Source organism: Algoriphagus marincola DSM 16067 (genome assembly GCF_000429405.1).
Classification (GTDB): Bacteria; Bacteroidota; Bacteroidia; order Cytophagales; family Cyclobacteriaceae; genus Algoriphagus; species Algoriphagus marincola.
Genome location: NZ_AUBU01000001.1, coordinates 110,189 through 128,540, shown reverse-complemented (window position 1 = coordinate 128,540; position 18,352 = coordinate 110,189). Strand labels below are relative to the sequence as shown.

General features: G+C 41.2%; 13 protein-coding genes. 3 read left to right on the top strand and 10 right to left on the bottom strand.

All coding sequences use genetic code 11. From position 1 onward, the window contains the following. Nucleotides 1–2: 2 nt before the first annotated feature. The 8 genes from G457_RS0100575 to G457_RS0100540 form a co-directional block, all read right to left on the bottom strand. A complete protein-coding gene (locus tag G457_RS0100575) occupies nt 3–1,289 on the bottom strand; it encodes an ABC transporter ATP-binding protein (protein WP_248602803.1) in 1,287 nt (428 codons plus the stop codon). 529 nt (nt 1,290–1,818) lie between these two features. Beyond that, entirely contained in the window at nt 1,819–2,427 is a 609-nt protein-coding gene (locus tag G457_RS0100570) for a DapH/DapD/GlmU-related protein (protein WP_026944733.1), read from the bottom strand. A 54-nt stretch (nt 2,428–2,481) separates the two neighbouring features. Then, nucleotides 2,482–3,801: a UDP-glucose dehydrogenase family protein gene (locus tag G457_RS0100565; RefSeq protein ID WP_026944732.1), complete on the bottom strand. Its 1,320-nt coding sequence runs from the start codon at nt 3,799–3,801 to the stop codon at nt 2,482–2,484. 26 nt (nt 3,802–3,827) lie between these two features. Beyond that, nucleotides 3,828–6,440: a polysaccharide biosynthesis/export family protein gene (locus tag G457_RS0100560; RefSeq protein WP_248602802.1), complete on the bottom strand. Its 2,613-nt coding sequence runs from the start codon at nt 6,438–6,440 to the stop codon at nt 3,828–3,830. A 128-nt stretch (nt 6,441–6,568) separates the two neighbouring features. Further along, on the bottom strand, nt 6,569–7,087 hold the full coding sequence (locus G457_RS0100555; RefSeq protein ID WP_026944730.1) for a hypothetical protein: 519 nt from the start codon (nt 7,085–7,087) through the stop codon (nt 6,569–6,571). Nucleotides 7,088–7,185: 98 nt separating this feature from the next. Further along, nucleotides 7,186–7,563 carry a hypothetical protein gene (locus tag G457_RS0100550; RefSeq protein ID WP_026944729.1) on the bottom strand — a complete coding sequence of 126 codons (378 nt, stop codon included), beginning with the start codon at nt 7,561–7,563 and terminating at the stop codon, nt 7,186–7,188. Then, nucleotides 7,560–9,983: a penicillin acylase family protein gene (locus G457_RS0100545; protein ID WP_026944728.1), complete on the bottom strand. Its 2,424-nt coding sequence runs from the start codon at nt 9,981–9,983 to the stop codon at nt 7,560–7,562. Before G457_RS0100545 ends, G457_RS0100550 begins: the two co-directional genes overlap by 4 nt. 124 nt (nt 9,984–10,107) lie before the next feature. Next, nucleotides 10,108–10,677, bottom strand: coding sequence for a DUF2911 domain-containing protein (locus G457_RS0100540; protein WP_026944727.1), 570 nt, complete (start codon nt 10,675–10,677; stop codon nt 10,108–10,110). A gap of 195 nt (nt 10,678–10,872) precedes the next feature. Between G457_RS0100540 and G457_RS0100535 the strand changes: the two genes are divergently transcribed. Further along, nucleotides 10,873–11,907 (top strand): endonuclease/exonuclease/phosphatase family protein, encoded by a 1,035-nt coding sequence (locus tag G457_RS0100535; RefSeq protein ID WP_026944726.1) that lies wholly within the window; start codon nt 10,873–10,875, stop codon nt 11,905–11,907. On the opposite strand, the gene G457_RS0100530 is transcribed toward G457_RS0100535, so the two are convergent. Then, nucleotides 11,904–14,156 (bottom strand): efflux RND transporter permease subunit, encoded by a 2,253-nt coding sequence (locus tag G457_RS0100530; protein ID WP_026944725.1) that lies wholly within the window; start codon nt 14,154–14,156, stop codon nt 11,904–11,906. The two genes, G457_RS0100535 and G457_RS0100530, sit on opposite strands and share 4 nt — an antisense overlap. Before the next feature lie 124 nt (nt 14,157–14,280). On the opposite strand from G457_RS0100530, the gene G457_RS0100525 reads away from it, so the two are divergent. Next, nucleotides 14,281–15,075: a thymidylate synthase gene (locus tag G457_RS0100525; RefSeq protein WP_026944724.1), complete on the top strand. Its 795-nt coding sequence runs from the start codon at nt 14,281–14,283 to the stop codon at nt 15,073–15,075. Between the two features lie 16 nt (nt 15,076–15,091). Beyond that, on the top strand, nt 15,092–15,478 hold the full coding sequence (locus G457_RS0100520; RefSeq protein ID WP_026944723.1) for a nuclear transport factor 2 family protein: 387 nt from the start codon (nt 15,092–15,094) through the stop codon (nt 15,476–15,478). 50 nt (nt 15,479–15,528) lie between these two features. On the opposite strand, the gene G457_RS0100515 is transcribed toward G457_RS0100520, so the two are convergent. Beyond that, on the bottom strand, nt 15,529–18,345 hold the full coding sequence (locus G457_RS0100515; RefSeq protein WP_026944722.1) for a prolyl oligopeptidase family serine peptidase: 2,817 nt from the start codon (nt 18,343–18,345) through the stop codon (nt 15,529–15,531). Nucleotides 18,346–18,352: the final 7 nt, after the last annotated feature.

Genomic DNA, 18,352 nt, shown 5'->3' with positions numbered 1-18,352 from the left:
ATTTATATCTCCTGTAATTGGACCATTTTTTGGAAAGAATCGGACCTTCTTATCAAATCAGAAAAAGCGCCCCTATTCTCTATTTGTCCATGATTTAATAAGATTACTTCATCTGCACTTTTGATAGTAGATAGTCTATGTGCTACAATTAGGAGCGTGTATCTACCTTTTAATTTTTCAATATTTTCCTGAATTATCTTCTCAGTTTCAGAATCCAAAGCTGAAGTTGCTTCATCCATGATGAGAATATCGATATCCTTGAAAAGTTCTCTTGCAATCGAAAGGCGCTGTTTTTGTCCACCGCTGATCAGGATTCCGGCCGAACCCAAATTGGCATTTTCTTTTTCAGGAAGAGATAGAACAAAATCGGCAATCGCTGCCTGTTCTAATGCTTTCCAAAACCTTTTTTGATTTTCAGGAGTTGGCTCAGACCATTGAGTTACGTTATTGAATATGGTATCTGAAAAAATTACAGGTTCCTGGGCAATATATCCGATTCTCTTTTTGAAACTTAATTTCTCAACCTCTTCAAGGTCTAAACCATCTACAGTTATTGATCCAGTTGAAACAGGCATCAATCCAGCTATCAAATTGACCAAAGTTGACTTTCCGCTGCCGCTTTCCCCAACAAATGCGTAGGCTTTATTTTTTTTGATTGTTAAATCAATTTCAGTCAAAACCATCTTATTACCATAAGAGAAGCCAACATTGTCTAAGCAAATTGAATCTTCAAACTTCTCAAACGGCACCACTCCATTTGATTCTTTTTGTGACTGGAGTTCTTTCATGAAAGCAGTCATGTTTTCCAATGAGCCCGACAAATTCAAAAAGCCATTCCACTGTGTCTGCATCATTACCAAAGAGTTCAGAGACCTATAGAAAAACAACAAACTCAAAATAATGACACCTAATTGTTGGGAAAAAACATTGACCTGAACAATGATTACCACAACTACCACAAAAATCACCATAGGCTCACGTGCGGCAACTAGTAAAGCGTTATAAAAGCCTATTTTCTTATTACTTTTTACAATATAATCTACTGCCTCACGCAACCTAAGCTCATATGTTTTGATAAAACCTGTTGCCTTTAAGTACTTATAAAAAGCTACTTTCTGGATTAGCATTCCTTGGAATGTATGTCCACCCGAAGTAATTTTCTTCGAAGTCTCCTTTGTTTTCTTATACACTCGATTATACAAGAGATTGGTTGCTCCACCTCCTACCGCAACTAACAATGCAAACTGAGGATCTGTAAAAAAGGCAAGGATTAAGTAAACAAAAACCAAGGTCCCGGATTGAACCGCAGCAAAATAAAAAGCATAAGCATTGGAAACTCTTCCTACCTCGGCACTTAAGGTATTTTGGATTCGGCCAGAATCAGCTAAAACAAAGGATTTGAAATCAAAATCCGATAAGCCACTCAAGCTATCAAAACGTAGTTTTCGGATAAAAAACTGTTGAGTAAGTACGTTGTAATATGACTCCAGAAACTTCATGATTCCTTTTAATACAAAAAGAGTGAGAAGCATCCCAAGCACTAAATAAAGATTTAACTCAAAACCTAAAAGCTCGATAGACTCTATCAAAAAGCTCATCCCTCCCAAAGTTTCGGGATTGACATCAGCACTTCCGTCAACCATTTGTAGCAATGGTAAAAACATTGCTAACCCAAGTCCATCTAAAAGCCCAACAAAGAAACTGAGAAAAAAGGCAATAAAAATCCTGTACCCTAGATGATGGTAGAAGTAGCTGAAATGAATCAGATATTTTTTGATTAAGGATTTAATTTTAGACATTTCAATAAATGAACAAACCCTATTGATTAGATGCGGGTACGCCTTTCAAAATGGAATTATTCCCGAAGTTCTTGGTGACCACCGCTCCAGCTCCAACTATCACATTATCGCCAACTTCGACCCCTGGTAACAAAATTGCACCTGCACCTATCCTGCAGTGCCTACCTACTTTGGCACCTCCCAATAATATCGACCCAGGGCCCAACTCAGAGAATTCACCTACTATGCATTGATGATGCACATTCGCTCTGGAATTAATTAAAACGCCTTTTCCAATTTCTGTCTCAGGGCCTACGAAACCAAAAGGCATCAAATCAAAACCTTGGCCTGACCCCATTAAAACACTATTTGTGCCTTTCAACGCGTAATGGTCTCCCCCAAATGATTCAAATTTTTTTAAAAAATATTCTCTAAAAGCCGGGGACCCTACTCCCAAGCAATAATTAGGATTCGTTTCCAATGCTTTTTTCAACTCATTTTCAGTATTCAATATTTTAGACCCCGAGGAATAGATTATTTTCTTTGACCTATCTTCATCATAGAAACAGATTTCTGAGGCTGGAAAACCTTGGGAAATTAGCACTCCATACACTTCCAAGCCATGCCCTCCTGCTCCTGCAATGATCATATTTTTTAAAAATTAAAATCTCCCCAATCTTGTTTTGGGGAGATTTTGAATTATCTATTTAGAGCCAATACCAAAGTGGGTAAATCCTAATGACGCTAAGTATTTCTTGTCATAGATATTCCTACCGTCAAATACTACTTTGTTCTTCAACAATTTAGCGACTGCTTCCCAACTTGGTATCCTAAACTCGGACCATTCTGTCACCAAGAGTAAGGCGTCAGCATCCACACAGGCATCATAGGCATCATTGCAATAGGTCACTTTATCGAAAATATAGTGCTCTTTTGCCTCTTCCATCGCTTTTGGGTCATAGGCACGCACTTTTGCACCCGCCGCCCGGAGTTCATCGATAATGACTGCTGCAGGGGATTCACGCATATCGTCCGTATTTGGCTTGAAACTCAACCCCCACATGGCAAAGGTCATTCCACTAAGATCTTCTCCAAAATGAGATTTTACTTTCGAAGCCAAAATATGCTTTTGATCATCATTTACATCTTCTACAGATTGTAGGACGCGAAGATCATACCCATATTCTTTTGCAGTTTTGATGATTGCCTTCACATCTTTGGGGAAACAAGACCCGCCATATCCTACACCTGGATAAATAAACTTATTTCCAATCCTTGGGTCAGAGCCAATTCCTTTCCGAACCATATTCGCATCAGCTCCTACTTTTTCACATAGGTTAGCAATATCATTCATAAAGGAAATCTTTGTGGCAAGCATGGCATTAGCAGCATACTTGGTCATCTCTGCAGAAGGAATATCCATGTAGATAATCCGCTCTCCACTGAGTTGAAAGGGCTTGTAAAGCCGCTGCATGATTTTCTCAGCACGCTCATCATCTACACCAATCACAATTCTGTCAGGCTTTAAAAAATCCTCTACAGCTGCTCCTTCTTTCAAAAATTCCGGATTGGATGCTACCGCAAATGGAAGGTCTGACCCTCTCTTATCCAATGCAGCCTTAATCGTAGCCCGAACTTTTTCTCCTGTAGTGACTGGCACTGTGCTCTTTGTAGCAACCACAATGTAATCGGTCATCTTTTGACCAATCTCATCAGCTACTGCCAAAACATATTTCAAATCAGCTGACCCATCTTCTCCAGGAGGAGTACCTACGGCAATAAACGCCACCTCGGCACCTTGAATAGCCTCACCTAGATCCGTACTGAAATGAAGTCTTCCGCTTTTATAGTTGCGAATCACTATTTCCTCCAGGCCTGGTTCATAGATAGGCATGATTCCATTCTTTAGCTTATCAATCTTTTTCTGATCAATATCCACGCAGGTAACTTCGATACCCACATCTGCAAAACAAGCACCCGATACCAAGCCAACGTAGCCTGTACCTACTACTGCAATTTTCATAAAACTAGATTTATCTTATTTAATATTTATTGTATCAATCTCTCAATTAAAATCCCCAAAGTAGCAAGGCTTGAAGCGATCCCAATCCAAGCAGCTGCATTCATACGCTCCCTTTCAGGTTTTCCTGGAACCACGATTTCAGCTCCAGGCAATAATTTGGGATATTTTTTAATCCCCAGAAACCCTTTAGTTTGTGCAGCATCTCCATTTGCATACACTACATAAGATTTAGATTTTCTGGCATTCTCTGTAAATCCACCTGCTTTTGAAATATAATACTTCAAACTTCTACCACTCTCAAATCTAGTAGTCGTTGGAAGCAAGACCTCTCCTACCATCCTGACCGTTTGTAATTGTTTCGGAATTTGTAAAATATCACCCTCCTTCAAAATCAAATCTTCTTCCGAACCTGGGTTTTTCAATATTTTCTCCAGATCTATACCAACCATATCCTCTTGCTGAAACCGTGATTTATTTAGCTCCGGATCTATAGAAAGTGTATCCATTAGAATTGCGGATGGATCAGAACTTAAATTGGAAGAAATACGTGTCCGATTATACTCAATCTCCTTGAGCTTTTGTTGGACTCTTTCAAACAAGATAAGTTCAGCCTCATTCAAATTTCGATTCGTTTCTGGGTTTAACCTGTCAAATATTTCTTCTAGGGTTTCTTCCCTGATTTCCTCCTCTGTTTTTCCTTTATAATAGACAGTTCGTCGAATTAAATTGGCACCTTGCGGATAAGCAAATTCATTCAACCCCCCAGCTCGCTCAATTACATCAGAAATCCTTTCGTTTGCAGAGGAAATCACAAATTCTCCCGGAAACTTCACTTCTCCTCTTACAGTCATGATTTGTTCTCGCTCAAAGCCAGGACTTCTTCTAATAAAAACATGATCAAATGGCTGAAGTGGTAGCTGCTTCTCCTCTTCTGTGATTTCGAGGTCCGAGCCTATACTTAAAGTAGAAATCTCAGCTATCTGCCTGCTGCTTGCATCCCGGACACGCCTAGCTACCTCTATGGAGGAATTGCTTGCAGACTCCAAAAGCCCACCCGCTCGAAGTATCAAATCACCAACCGTCATGGAGTTTGCAAAAGGGTAGGTGCCTGGAAAACTCACTTCTCCACTGATTTTGACATAATACTCTTCCTGGATTTCATACCGACTTGGAATGAAAAGTAAGTCTTCATTTTTCAACGGGATATCTTCTGCACGACCTTCCAGAATATCTGACAGCTCAATTGTAATAGCGGCTAAAGTAAGGTCCTCACTTGTTCGGTATAAAGTCACCCGATTAGTGAATGCCTCTGGACGAAGTCCTTCAGCTTTTTCGATAAGCCCTTTTATGGTGAGCCCTTCCTCCAAAGAAAATTCTCCTGGCCGCATCACCGACCCACTTACTTGCACTCGATTTGAGTAGCGATCCAAGGCCTCTCCTATTAAAATTTCGTCACCAACCTGGGGATAAAAGCTTCCAAAATCTGAAGAAGGAACATCTATAATCTTCCGTTGGTTGTCTTCTATTCTCCGAATTGTCACGCGATCCCGATAGGCCAAACTGGAAAACCCACCCGTATAAAGAAATAAATCCTTTAAGCTCTCTCCAGACTTCACCTCAAATAAGCCTTCTCGATTGACCGGTCCAATCACCTCGGCGCGGCCCTCTACTGCTGGTACAATGATCACATCATTATCCTGCAGATTGATATTAGCCGATTGGTCTCCCTTGGAAAGGAATTCATAAATATCTACTTGAGAAATAAGTTTGGACCCTCTGTAAACTTGGATTTTCCGGAAGGCTCCATTTTCATTGGGGCCGCCAGCGGCATAAAGGGCATTAAATACCGTGGCAAAAGATGGCAATGTGTATGTTCCGGGCTTGGTAAGCTCTCCGACCATGGATACTTTGATAGACCGGATGTTACCTAATCTGATTTGCAAAAAGGTGTTAGGGTTAGCACCTTGAAGACCTGAGTATATCCTAGAAAGTGCAGTTTTTATTCTTACGGTGGCTGCTTCAATCGTAGCCCCTCCTACTTGCACAGGCCCAACGTTTGGTAGAAATACTCTACCTTCCGGGGTCACCTGTACATCAAAGGATTGCTGAGAAGCCCCGTAAACATCAATTAGCAATTGATCCCCACTACCAACTACATAAGATTGTGGTGTGGGAAGATTCAGACTTGGACTAAAATCCAGATTTCGATTATGGAAAAGCTTAAACCCAAATATCTTCTTTTGCTTTGGCGTAAGATCGTAATATGGGTCAGACCTTCTTAGAGAATCAAATACATCCACTTGCCGAAAACCCATTTCTCTTCCAGAAGTGAGATTTCCAGAGTTTGGGCTTTGAGCTTGATTTTGAAGTTGCTGGATTCGCTTCTGAAGTTTAGCAGCTTCTGAAGCTGGCATTCCTCGCTCTCTTGCTAAAGCAACTAGCTGATTTGTCGTAAGACCATTGGATTCTGCCCGCTTGATGAGGTTCTCTATCTGAGCATCTGATAAATTGTCTACTTTGACCGATTGAATATCGGATAGACTCTGAGCCTGAATTGAAAATGAAATCAATACCGCCAATAAGGAAAGAGAAAAAGATTTCAGAATTTGACTTCGAAATATTTCAACTGATTTTTTCAAATGATCCTGGATAAAGTTTATCTAATTTGAACTTTTAATCTTTAAATATAACAGCTTGGACACAGCTTCGCCCTTTCAGTCCCATTTCTATATGAAACCTAAGCCTATTTTATGTCCAAAAGCGTCGATTAAACGCCTACCGTACTGTCAAAAAGGACTAAGCCTTCTTCTTCATATCGATCATTGGAAAGGGTGAATACTACCTTTCGCTCGATTAATTCTTCTATTCTTGACTTTAGTCCTTTGATGTAATCTTGATTTAATTGATCACCGGTGACCAATACGTCAATAGTGCCCGTATCGATACCTTTAGCGATATCTCCTACCAAAACTACCTGACCCACCTCTCCCATTCGATCTAGAATTTGTTCCAGCAATCTATCCAACCCGAGATATTTTCGGATTATTTCCTGAATATTGATAAAGAATGGGTGATGGGTATTCGCTTTATAAGCAATCTTATTTTTGTTGGATTCTTTCAGCAAAATTCCGGCCTGAGTTAGATTATTAAGCTCTTTTCTAATGGCATTAGTAGATTCACCAAATTCATCCGCCAATCCTCGCAAGTGACTTCGGTTTTGGTCATTTACAAAAAACTTCACGAGAAGTCTCAGCCGTGTTTTAGAGGTAATAAGAGACTCAAGCATTAAAAATTAGATATAAAGCGAGTACCAAAGGTACTCATTTCAATAAATTGAAAAACAAATTTGTCGGAAAATTAAGCCAAAAAAATCCAGAATTAATCCTAAAGATTACCCCGATAAATGTTCTTTGGCTTTTTCCGAAACATTTTCCAAAACAGGTGGCCGCTTAAACCACTGAATGCACCAAGTACAAATCCAATCACAGCCGTTATCAATAAAATAGCCATCGCAGAATTTACTCCAAATAGCTCTCCCATTTTCTCAGGCAAATCACTTCCTGTAGAAAACTTCAAAAACAGAGCCAAAGAAGTCCAAGCCAACGCCATTCCAAAACCACCACCAAAGAAAGCTGCAAAGCTTCCAGGGTGCATCAATGCCCCAAGTAATGCTAGGGCTATCATTGCCCCAATATAGGATGTGGCGCCATTCACAAGAAGGACAACCACAAAGGAAAGAACCAAGAATGCTATAAATTTCATTGTTTTGGAGTCAGGTTGGTTTCAAATAAGATGTTTTCAGTTTGATTTGACTCTCTCAAATCAAAGTTGAGGTACTCCCCATTGGCCCATTTGGAAATAAAATTATCGTAATATTTTGATCCTGGATTCCCGGATTGACCTCCTGGATAGACCCCAAATGCCTTTATAGGTTCACCCAACTCCACGACCATTCGCCAACTTGCCCCTGCTCTGCTACTAGTTGCATTCAAAATACCCGAACCTCCACCGGTGTAGACATTCTTCACCGAGAAAGACTCAAATTGAGGTACCAAGTGCTGAATACTAGTCCTTTTATAATTTGCCCAGGCATAATCCCCCTCCTCATTTTCCCACTCTTTCATATCGGCCACCATTTCTTGAAAGGCTTTGTTGACATGAATCTTGGCTGTTTCAACTTCATCGGTCATTTTATTGTCAAAAAACTCACTCTCCGGATTCTCCCGCATCAATTTGACAGTTTGGTAGTAATTTGGACGTACTACCGGCACATTCCATTCTTCCCATTCCTTCCAAAGTTGATTGTAGGTCTTTCCCCACCAATTGTAAAAAAGCGTGGGTGCTTTCTGATTAGGGTCAGCATAAAAATCCCAGTCTTTCAACTCTTGCAAATATTTGGATGCTTTTTCATCTTGAAAATCTTGAGTTTCCAAAAGTTCGATCATTACAGGCAAGGCCTCGGCAGCATGAAGGTAATAATCGTCAAATTGAAGAGCCTTCATTTCCTCCACTGTTATGGAGTTTAACCTTCTCAACTCTCCGTTCAACCTTCGATTTCTGTAATGCTCGTAGCTATTGTCAAAGACATAATAAGGGTAAGAAGGATCCACGGGATGCTGATTAGCTGAAGAAACAAAACCGCGCTCTGGATTGAGGGTACTAGGGTTGTGCTCATTGGGAATATAAGCCTGCCATTCCATCTGCGGATCTGCTCCATCCATGAAGAATTTACCTTGACCCTCCCATTTGACAGGGAATTTACCCTGAATCCTCATGGCTATGTCCCCTTCCTTTGATGCAAAAACAAAGTTTTGTGCAGGAGCGGTGTAATGGTCTAAGGCATCCATGTAATCTTGGTGGTTTTTGGCCTTATTCATCTTCAAAAATGTAAGCTGCTCATTCGAACCCATGTGCACAGTCCATTTCAGCGAAAAGTTGACATCCTGACGGTCCGACCGGAAACTTCTATCATAAACTACCGGGCCATAATGAGTGTAGACTACGGTATCCATAAAGGTTTCCTCACCTTTTACCTTTATCTCTTCAATGCGGAAGGAACTCTCTCTCCATTCATCTCCATATCGATATCTACTTCTGCTATCATCTTCAAAAGTGATTTTGTACCAATCCCTGGCATCCTTGGTTGCGTTTGTCACTCCCCAAGCGATATTTTGATTAAATCCGGAAATCACCCCTAAAGCTCCTGGGAGCGTGGCTCCTTTGACAGAAAACTCCGGAGTAGTAAGTTGCATACTGTACCAAAGGGAAGGAAGATTCAGACTCAAATGTGGATCATTGGCTAGAATTGGGTTTCCGTTTTGAGTTTTGGAGCCGGAAACGGCCCAATTGTTTGACCCGACCCCGTCCTCTGGCTGTGGCAATGGATCGATGGTCAAAGCGTCATTTGGATAATTCAATGAGTCAGGCACATCAATAGATACAGGTGTAAAATCCCAAACCCGATCGGCTTCAATCACAGGGTCATTCTCTTCAGGAAACTCTGGGAAAAGAACATCTAATTTCTCCTGCCCAATAATCTTTCGAAGATTGGAGTATTGTAAATCTCTGTCACCCATCAGCATATCTGACATGTACTTTAGGAGCAGCAGAGATTTGTATGCGGACCATTTTTCAGGTCGATAATTTAGAATCTTGTATTCTACTGGTAGTCTTGCATCATCCAAACTTTCGACATACTGATTCACACCATCCGCGAAGGCATCAATCAATGGCATCATTTCTGGATGATTTTCTTTGACAAATTCATAGCCTAACTCTGCTCCGTAGGCGAGTCCTTTTCGACGGGTCATTCGGTCCAATTCCAAAGCCACCGGCCCTACAATTTCAGAAATACGACCTGCTGCAGCCATCGTCTGAAACTCCATTTGCCAAAGTCTATGCTTTGCTGTCACATAGCCTTGAGCCCGATAAAGATCTTCAGCATTGTCAGCAAAGATGTGAGGAATCAAATTCTCATCATAAACCACCTTTACCGTAGAATTTAGCCCAGCTAGTTCCAAATTTTCGGCAGCAAGATCATCTTCGCTGTACATGTTTTGCCAAAAACCAACATTCGGATCAAGAAGTGGCGCAAGTGGTGGCGCTGGTCCTAAGGGCTTTGAAGCGAAATATCCAAGAGAAAGGGTGATTAGCAATACGAGGATAAACCAGAAATACTTCATGAAATTCGGGTGTTTTAAAGATTGCCAATATAGCAAAATCAAAAATAGCTTCGACAGCTACTTATAAAAAAGCAAAACCCTGACTTTGGATAAAATCAGGGTTTTATTTGCTTTAAATCAATTCCTATTGAATACTGATTGGAAGTTTTAGCTTTTCCCAACGAATGACCAAGCCTGGCTCCTCGATATCAATTGCAAGGCGCTCTTGAGAGCTTTCTTCCCAAGATGGAGTTACCTCTACCCGCAATACATCCTGCTTTTCATCATACTGAAAATGCCCATGCTCCAAATCCCATTCACTATTAAAGATAACAGTCCAGGCTCCTGATTCTTTGGGGATGGTGAAAAGAGAATACTTACCTGCTTTGAGGCTTTGGCCTTCAACTGTCATATCCTCAGAAAGATCTACAAAAGTCGCCTCGTTGGCACCGGTACGCCAAACTACATTATAGGGAACCAAGTCACCCCAAACGGTTCTTCCTTTTACCGCAGGAGATCCATATTGCACCTTGAATGCCTTTCCGGCTATTTGCCCTTCTTTGACTTCTAGTGGACTTGGTCGAGATTCAGCTTCAGAGGATTCAGATACTTCCATTGAATCCATCTCCTCGGAACTTTCCTCTTTCGAGCCTCCACAGGCTACCATGACCATCGTAATCAACATTGCAAAAGGAAAAACGTATCGTTTCTTCATCATATTATTTGGTTGGAGTTTTCGTTAAAACAAAGCTACAAAATCCTTGCCTGATCTTTTATCAAAGGTTTTGCAGCAAATAAGTAAAATCATTTTGTTTTTGCATCACATTTGCTGCTATACGGTTTCGCCAAGCCCAAAGTTGGGTGGCGCGCTAATAAAAATCAAAATTTGATTCATACTTTTACACACCTTATGAGATATTTTGCTTGGCTGCTTTTTTTCGTTTCCCTGCTGATATTCGGCAGTGTGTATGTCAGACCAGGTGATTTCCAGTATGTTGGCCTCATTCCCTTTTTTATTCCCCTCATTTGGCTAGCCAATCTTTTTTTGTTCTTGATTTTAGCATTGAGTTGGAAAAAATCTGCTTTAATTCCGCTTTTTGCATTAGCAATAGGGTATCGATTCGCTGAAATCACTGTGCAATGGAACCTAACCGATGATAGTAAGCAAGGACTAAGTGTGCTGAGTTATAATGTTCACCTCTTTGACTACAAGCGAAGAATCGGAGGTGAGTTTGATCCTAATATCTTTTCTTGGATTCAGGAGCACCCAGCACAGATCAAGGTATTTCAGGAGTTTTATCAGGACTACACCTCTCCCTCCCGCAATGCCGTGAATTTACTGGGAAAGGAGAATGACAAGGAGATTTACTACGAAATCATCGAAGGAAGACCTGACAGGAGATCCTATGGACTCGCTATCAGTTCTGCCTTACCCATAGTCAACCAAGGGAAGGTGTTTGATAATAAAAAAACCAATGGGGCGATTTTCGCAGATGTCCTCTACCAAAAAGACACGATCCGAATCTACAACTGCCATCTAGAGTCCATGAAAATCAACTCTGAAAATCTAGATGATCTCGAGGGTGTTAGAGCCAATTATCGACAAACTCTCAAAAAACTTCATCAAGGCAGTCTTTACCGGAGTCAGCAACTTGACGTTTTGGAGCAACACATCATTAACTCGCCCCATCCGATCATTTTGATGGGAGACTTAAATGAAATCCCCTATTCCAATAGCTATTTTCGATTGAGTCGAAATTTGAACAATGCCTTTGAGGACGCCGGAAAAGGATTTGGATTCACTTACAATCGGGTACTATTTTTCCTCCGCATAGATCATATTTTCTCCTCTCCAAATCTGAAAGCGACCCAATTTGACACTCATCGAGAAGTAGATTATTCGGATCATTATCCTGTTTCAGCGACTTTTCAATTGATAGATTAAGTCTCAGAGTTTTGTTTTCCTTCCCAAACGCGCTTCATGGGAATGAGAAGTAGCGGTAGTAGCATCAAGTCAGCCAAGAGCGCAAAAACCAAGGCACAACTAATGAGTACTCCGGAGTAAAAAGTCACTCCAAAATCACTCAATACAAACAAGACAAATCCCGACACCAAGACTACGGTAGTCAGCAGAATGGCTTTTCCCGTCTCTAAAAACGTCCGCTTCATGGCGTAAAAGAAACTTCTACCGGAGCCTAGTTCAAGTCTGAATCTTGTCATAAAATGAATGCTGTCGTCTACAGCAATCCCAAATGCCACCGTGAATAAAATAGCGGTAGTCAACTTGAATTCTATACCCAAAAAGTACATCACTGCGAGCATTAAAAGAAGTGGAATCACATTTGGGATTAAAAGCAAAAATGAAATCCGCCAAGAGCGGAATAATATCCCTGCGATAAGCCCTACCAACAAAAATGCTACCCCTAGGCCCCTCGCCATCTGCCAGGTGACCGACTCATGACCCTGATCAATCAAAAAAGCAGTGCCTGTCCATCTTGTTTTCAAAAGTGATGAGTCCAGTTCAGATTGGATAAACCGATCTAGCTCAGATCTCAAGTTTCGCATCTTATAACTTCCGAAGTCTGGCAATCTTCCACTGATTCGAGAAATTCTCCCAGTCGAATCGATGAGTCCTTCTACCAATTCGCCGCTGCCTTGCCTCAAAATCCGCTGCATACGGATAAATTGACCACGACTTGGAAACCGAAACGCATCCACATCACCCTGATTTTGAGCCTGATTAAGGGTTTTTGTGAGTGTGATGGGAGATATAAATTTATTTTCTCCAAAAACCTCATTCAATTCCTCTTCCAGCTTTTGGACCTGCTGAAGAACTTCATAATCCCAAAATGTATCAGCCTCCGTCCCTAGCTCCAAGGAAAGCTCGAAAGGATTTGATCCCCCAAACTCACTGTCAAAATATCCAAAGTCCTCTCGAATGGGATGGTCAAAAGGTAAGTTATCGAGCAAGTATCCATTAATTGGAATTCTCATTCCTAAAAAAACCGCAATGATACTCATCGCCAGAAAGCCAAACCCAATAACTTTTCTTCGCTTTAAAATCAGGGAAAAGAATGTTCGCAAACTGACAACCCGTTTGGCTTTCAAAGGCCTGGCATTTAAGCTTTTGCTTACCAAATAAAGGAGTCCCGGGCTAATTCCTATCACCGCCAAAAAGATCATGAAAATCCCTATTGCAGTGGTCAATCCAAAATCCTGAAGAGCCGGAATGGAAGTGAACCAAAGGGAAAAGAATCCTAGGGCAGTGGTCATCATGGTCAACAGTACCGGAATAAAAAGCTGCTTATAGGAATGTCTAATCGCTTCCTTTTGATCTGTATCGGCTTGAAGCTTCTTGACCAAATGAACAAAAAAGTGAATCAACGCACTGAGCCCAACTATCAGGAAAATGGTTGGTTGCATGACAGACATTAAGGCTAAGGGCTTTCCCATCCAAAGAATCACACCAAAAGCCCACAAAACCCCAATCAAGAGAACCACAAAAGGAATCACCACTCCCCACCAGGATCGAAATAACAAGGTCAGGATCAAGAGCATGACCACCAAACTAATGGCAAAGAAAAATCCGAACTCGGATTGCATCAATTTTACGAAATCTCCCTGAGTTTGAATTTTACCGGCAACGGCTCTTAGTTTTAATTCGGACTCATCGATTTCCTCACGAATAGCCTGGTAAAGCACATCCCCAGCCTCCTTACTCATCCCTGTTTTATTTTTTACAAGCAAAAGCAAGGCATTGCCATCCTCAGAAATCAAACTTCCTGCAAGCTGACTTTTAGGTAAGGTTAAGTTAACCCGACTTTCATCCCAAGTGACTACCTGTCTAAACTGAACTCCAAAAGCTCCAATTCGAGGCTCTCTTAGGTCTAAAACTGAAATGGTAGTATCCACTCCTTCCAAGACCTTAATTTGAGATTGTAGACTTTCGAAATTCGAAAGAAATTCAGGCTGCCAGAGTTCTTGGTCATCATTTTCAAAAGCAAGAAGAAGGTAATCATTGTCCCCTCCGAAAATATCTGCGTAACTCTTATAAAAGCTCAGCGCTTCATTATCCTGCGGAAAAAACTGTTCAAAATCATAATCAAACTTTGGAACGGGTCGCCAAATCAACAGAATGAGGGTAAAAAGTCCTGAAAGCGTGAGAAATATGTTTGATTGTTTTTTTGAAAACATTCTGAAATGCTGGTCCAAATCTCTGACAAGTATAAGCAGAAAGCTTCACCTTTGTTTGTAGAGATTCAGATTTTCCGAGGAAGCTATTATCTTGTATCAATATTTAAAACTTGAAGCAAAGACCATGAAGCAGTATCACGATTTGATGCAAAAGATTTTGGATGAAGGGACAAAGAAAACGGACCGAACAGGTACAGGAACCTTGAGTATTTTTGGTCATCAGATGCGATTTGACCTATCTGAAGGCTTTCCTGTGGTGACTACAAAAAAACTGCACCTTCGTTCCATCATCATCGAGCTTCTTTGGTTTTTGAGAGGAAGTACAAATATTGATTGGCTGAAAGAAAACGGAGTATCCATCTGGGACGAATGGGCGGATGAAAATGGAGACCTCGGCCCTGTCTATGGATATCAGTGGCGTCACTGGCCTGATGGCAAAGGCGGTGAAATCGATCAAATCAAGAAACTCGTAGAGCAAATCAAGAATAAGCCGGATAGTCGTAGACATATCGTCAGTGCTTGGAATGTAGCCGATGTAGACAATATGGCTCTTCCGCCTTGTCATACCCTTTTCCAGTTTTATGTGGCGGACGGAAAGCTTTCCTGCCAACTTTATCAAAGAAGTGCAGATGTTTTCTTGGGAGTACCTTTCAATATTGCTTCGTATGCGCTTTTCACCATGATGCTAGCGCAAGTATGTGACCTCGAGCCAGGAGACTTCGTTCATACTTTTGGAGATGCTCATCTTTATCTGAATCATCTTGAGCAAGCCAAACTCCAACTAAGCCGGGACCATAGGCCTCTCCCTACGATGAAAATAAACCCAGACGTGAAGGATCTTTTTGCTTTCAAGTACGAAGATTTCGAATTGGTGAATTATGATCCGCACCCACATATCAAAGCTCCTGTGGCAGTCTAATTAAGAATCTCGTGCAATGCTAAATCTACAAAGAGAGACACTAATCGATAGCTATATCAGCTCCTATAATCAAAAGGATGTGAAGGGAATGCTAAAACCTCTTCATAAAGATGTAATCTTTGAAAATTATACAAATGGAGAGATAACTCACAGTACCCAAGGAATTGATGAATTTGAAAAGCAAGCTATTCAAGCCTTGGATTTTTTTGAAACCCGGGAACAATCACCGGAAAAATATATTCACCAGGCACGTTACACTGAAGTTCACTTGAAGTATCATGCCATTCTTGGGAAAGATTTTCCGGATGGAAGCTTGAAAAAAGGTGAAGAAATCAACCTGAAAGGCAAATCAGTTTTCACATTTAAAGATGGATTGATTTCAAAAATTCAAGATTACTCTTAAAATAAAAAAGGCTGTCAAATTCGATGACAGCCTTCTTTTTTGGGATTATCTTAGTCTTCTAACTCATATTTGAGCGTCCTTCCTTTTTCTACAGCAGGCAGTCCCTCTGTCATCCAAAGTGGAGCTGGTGCACCTTTCAGATAATGGTCAAAGAACTGACTTAGTCGAATAGATAGATCCTTTCGATTTTTGCGTTGACGAAGGTTATGATCCTCTCCATTGTACTGTAAAAGCCATGCAGGCTGATTCAGTCTTTTCAAAGCCATAAACATTTCAATCCCCTGGTACCAGGGCACTGCTCCATCTTCATCATTGTGCATGATCAATACCGGTGTCTGTACTCTATCCATGAAGAATAGTGGAGAGTTTTCGATGTAGTAAATCGGCTTTTCCCAAAGCGTACCACCAATTCTTGACTGGGTCTGCTCATATTGGAACATTCGGCTCATCCCTGTTCCCCAACGAATTCCGCCGTAGGCAGAGGTCATATTTACCACGGGAGCACCTGCTCCTGCTGCCTTGAACATATTCGTTTGGGTAATCAAATAAGCAACTTGATAGCCTCCCCAACTCTGACCTTGAATGGCCATATTATCCGCATCCACAAATCCTTTTGCCACAATAGATTGTACACCTGGAATGATACAGTTGTAGGCACTAGGTCCCGGAAGTCCTAAATCGTATTTGATATCTGGCACAAATACCACATAATCATTGCTTACGAAATAAGGAATATTGATTGTGGAAGCAGAAGGTGCAGGAGAACGATAATTATGCAATCCATCACTGTTTCGCTCATAGAAATATACCATCATTGGATACTTCTTGTTCGAGTCAAAATACTCTGGCTTGTAGAGCAATCCTTGCAGTGGGGTACCATCATTGGCTAAATAATCTACCAACTCCACGCTGCCCCATTTGACCTGACTTTGCTGAGGATTCAGGTTTGACACCTTTTTCATATCCTTCAATTTCAAATCTGTGATATACAGGTCGGGACTTTCCTGATAGGTGCTTCTCTGAATTACCAAATGATCGCTCACTTTCGCTTTATTCAATCCATAGTATCTGTGTGGAGTCATCAAAACTTCTGAAAGCGTTTGTCCAGAATAATCTCCCTTGTACATTCCGGATTCCTTGGTAAGCTCGTTGAATGCAGTTAGATACAATTCAGATTTCGGATCAATAAATCGCTCTTCAAGATCCAAAGATTGACGTCTAAATGTGATCTTATTCTTTCTTCCCTCGCCTTTCGTAATATTCAGAGCTGCAGTGGGATTACGTGGATCAATCTTCCATACATCATAACGATCGTTAATCAAGATAGCCGCATCTCCTGCCATCCAGCCTCCAGTACCATATGAACCTGGTAGGGATGGAGAATCATGGAGTTCTTCATAGAATGGCACATCCAACGCCTTCGTCAGATTGATTCGCTTTTTATTTGCGACATCAAAAGCGACCCAAGAACTGTCCCGAGAGCCATACCAAGTGATGAATTTTCCTTCCGGAGAAAGACTTGGATAGCCTGGCACATCTTTCTCAATCAATGTCCGTTCACCCGTCTCGAAATCCACCAAGTAAATGTCTCTACCAATCTGAATATTCCAGCTGTATTCTCGACGATACGGACTATCTGTCCATGCGATTGCCGTGGTATTTTCTACTTTGCTAGGCAAAATCAGATTTTGAATCTCGCGGTCTTCCAGCTGATGGATCTGCTTTGAAGAAATATCCATCACCGCTTTGTATGCTCTTTTTTCCTCTCTCGACTTGTTTCTCAATTGCATAGGTTGGATTTCAGCATCCTGCCAGCCCCAGATATCCAAGCTTACTCGGTCTTCATCCAGAATGGTGGTGTCGCTTTCGTATGCAAAGTCCAAGTAATCATTGGTCACTCCGAAGAAGAGTAACTTTTCATCCTCTGAAAACACGATCGATTCATCCTGACTGATTCTAGCATCAGATAAAATTCCTTGAGAATTTTCATCGGCTATTTTTTCGAGGTTTTGAGAAGCTGTTTGATAAAGCATCAAGGAGTAATAGGGCTTTTCAGCTTTGGTAGAATCGTCTGTGGTCACAAATGCCAAAAACTTAGATGCTGGAGAAAACTTCATCCTAGAATACTCAGTGAAGCCTTCATGAATGCTAGTTTCCTCTCCAGTATGAAGGTTGAGCAGGTGAATGGATGCATTATCTAAGGTATCTTCTGTTGCCAAGACAAATTGAAGAAAGTCTCCATTTGGCGAAAAACCGTAGCTCTTTACCCGGTCGAATTCATACTTTTTCGAGCCATCCAAGGATCGAACCAATAATTTTGTTCCGTCAGTTTTCTTTGGCTTCTCAGCTTTTGCCGTTGAGTCTGCAGGGTCCTTTTTCGCAGGTTTTTCCTTTTCAAAATGAATAGCAATCCAACTTCCGGACTTTTCAGGAATGGAAAATGATTTGACCTCCGCTAGCTTTTCGATGGAGCCTTTAGCCAAATCATAGATGAACAAGCTATCCTTAGGCATTTCATCCTTTTTGGTCTTTTTAAGCTTCAAAACACGAACCGAGTCATACTGTGGCTCTATTTTCCCCACGGCAAAAGCATCGTCAGGAGAGAAATTCCAGCCTGATGCACGAGGGATAATCATTTTTTTGGAGGGATCCCGATAGGGCATCAACTCCAGTCTTGCATCCCCTTCTTGAGGTGAGATCATATATCCTACCCACTTCCCATCTTTGGTAATGCGGTCAGAAGATAGGCTCTCCCATCCGTCATAGTCCGCATGAGTCAGAGAGCGTTTTTGCTGAGCGTGCCCTTCTAGACTCAGAAAAAGCAGCAAGAAAACCCCTGCCGCAATTATTCTACTTTTAATCATCATATAATAA

Excerpts from the sequence above, each read along its gene's own strand:
- G457_RS0100570 (WP_026944733.1), bottom strand. The coding sequence starts at position 2,427 with ATGATCATTGCAGGAGCAGGAGGGCATGGCTTGGAAGTGTATGGAGTG.
- G457_RS0100565 (WP_026944732.1), bottom strand. The coding sequence starts at position 3,801 with ATGAAAATTGCAGTAGTAGGTACAGGCTACGTTGGCTTGGTATCGGGT.
- G457_RS0100555 (WP_026944730.1), bottom strand. The coding sequence starts at position 7,087 with ATGCTTGAGTCTCTTATTACCTCTAAAACACGGCTGAGACTTCTCGTG.
- G457_RS0100550 (WP_026944729.1), bottom strand. The coding sequence starts at position 7,563 with ATGAAATTTATAGCATTCTTGGTTCTTTCCTTTGTGGTTGTCCTTCTT.
- G457_RS0100545 (WP_026944728.1), bottom strand. The coding sequence starts at position 9,983 with ATGAAGTATTTCTGGTTTATCCTCGTATTGCTAATCACCCTTTCTCTT.
- G457_RS0100540 (WP_026944727.1), bottom strand. The coding sequence starts at position 10,677 with ATGAAGAAACGATACGTTTTTCCTTTTGCAATGTTGATTACGATGGTC.
- G457_RS0100535 (WP_026944726.1), top strand. The coding sequence starts at position 10,873 with ATGAGATATTTTGCTTGGCTGCTTTTTTTCGTTTCCCTGCTGATATTC.
- G457_RS0100530 (WP_026944725.1), bottom strand. The coding sequence starts at position 14,156 with ATGTTTTCAAAAAAACAATCAAACATATTTCTCACGCTTTCAGGACTT.
- G457_RS0100525 (WP_026944724.1), top strand. The coding sequence starts at position 14,281 with ATGAAGCAGTATCACGATTTGATGCAAAAGATTTTGGATGAAGGGACA.
- G457_RS0100520 (WP_026944723.1), top strand. The coding sequence starts at position 15,092 with ATGCTAAATCTACAAAGAGAGACACTAATCGATAGCTATATCAGCTCC.
- G457_RS0100515 (WP_026944722.1), bottom strand. The coding sequence starts at position 18,345 with ATGATGATTAAAAGTAGAATAATTGCGGCAGGGGTTTTCTTGCTGCTT.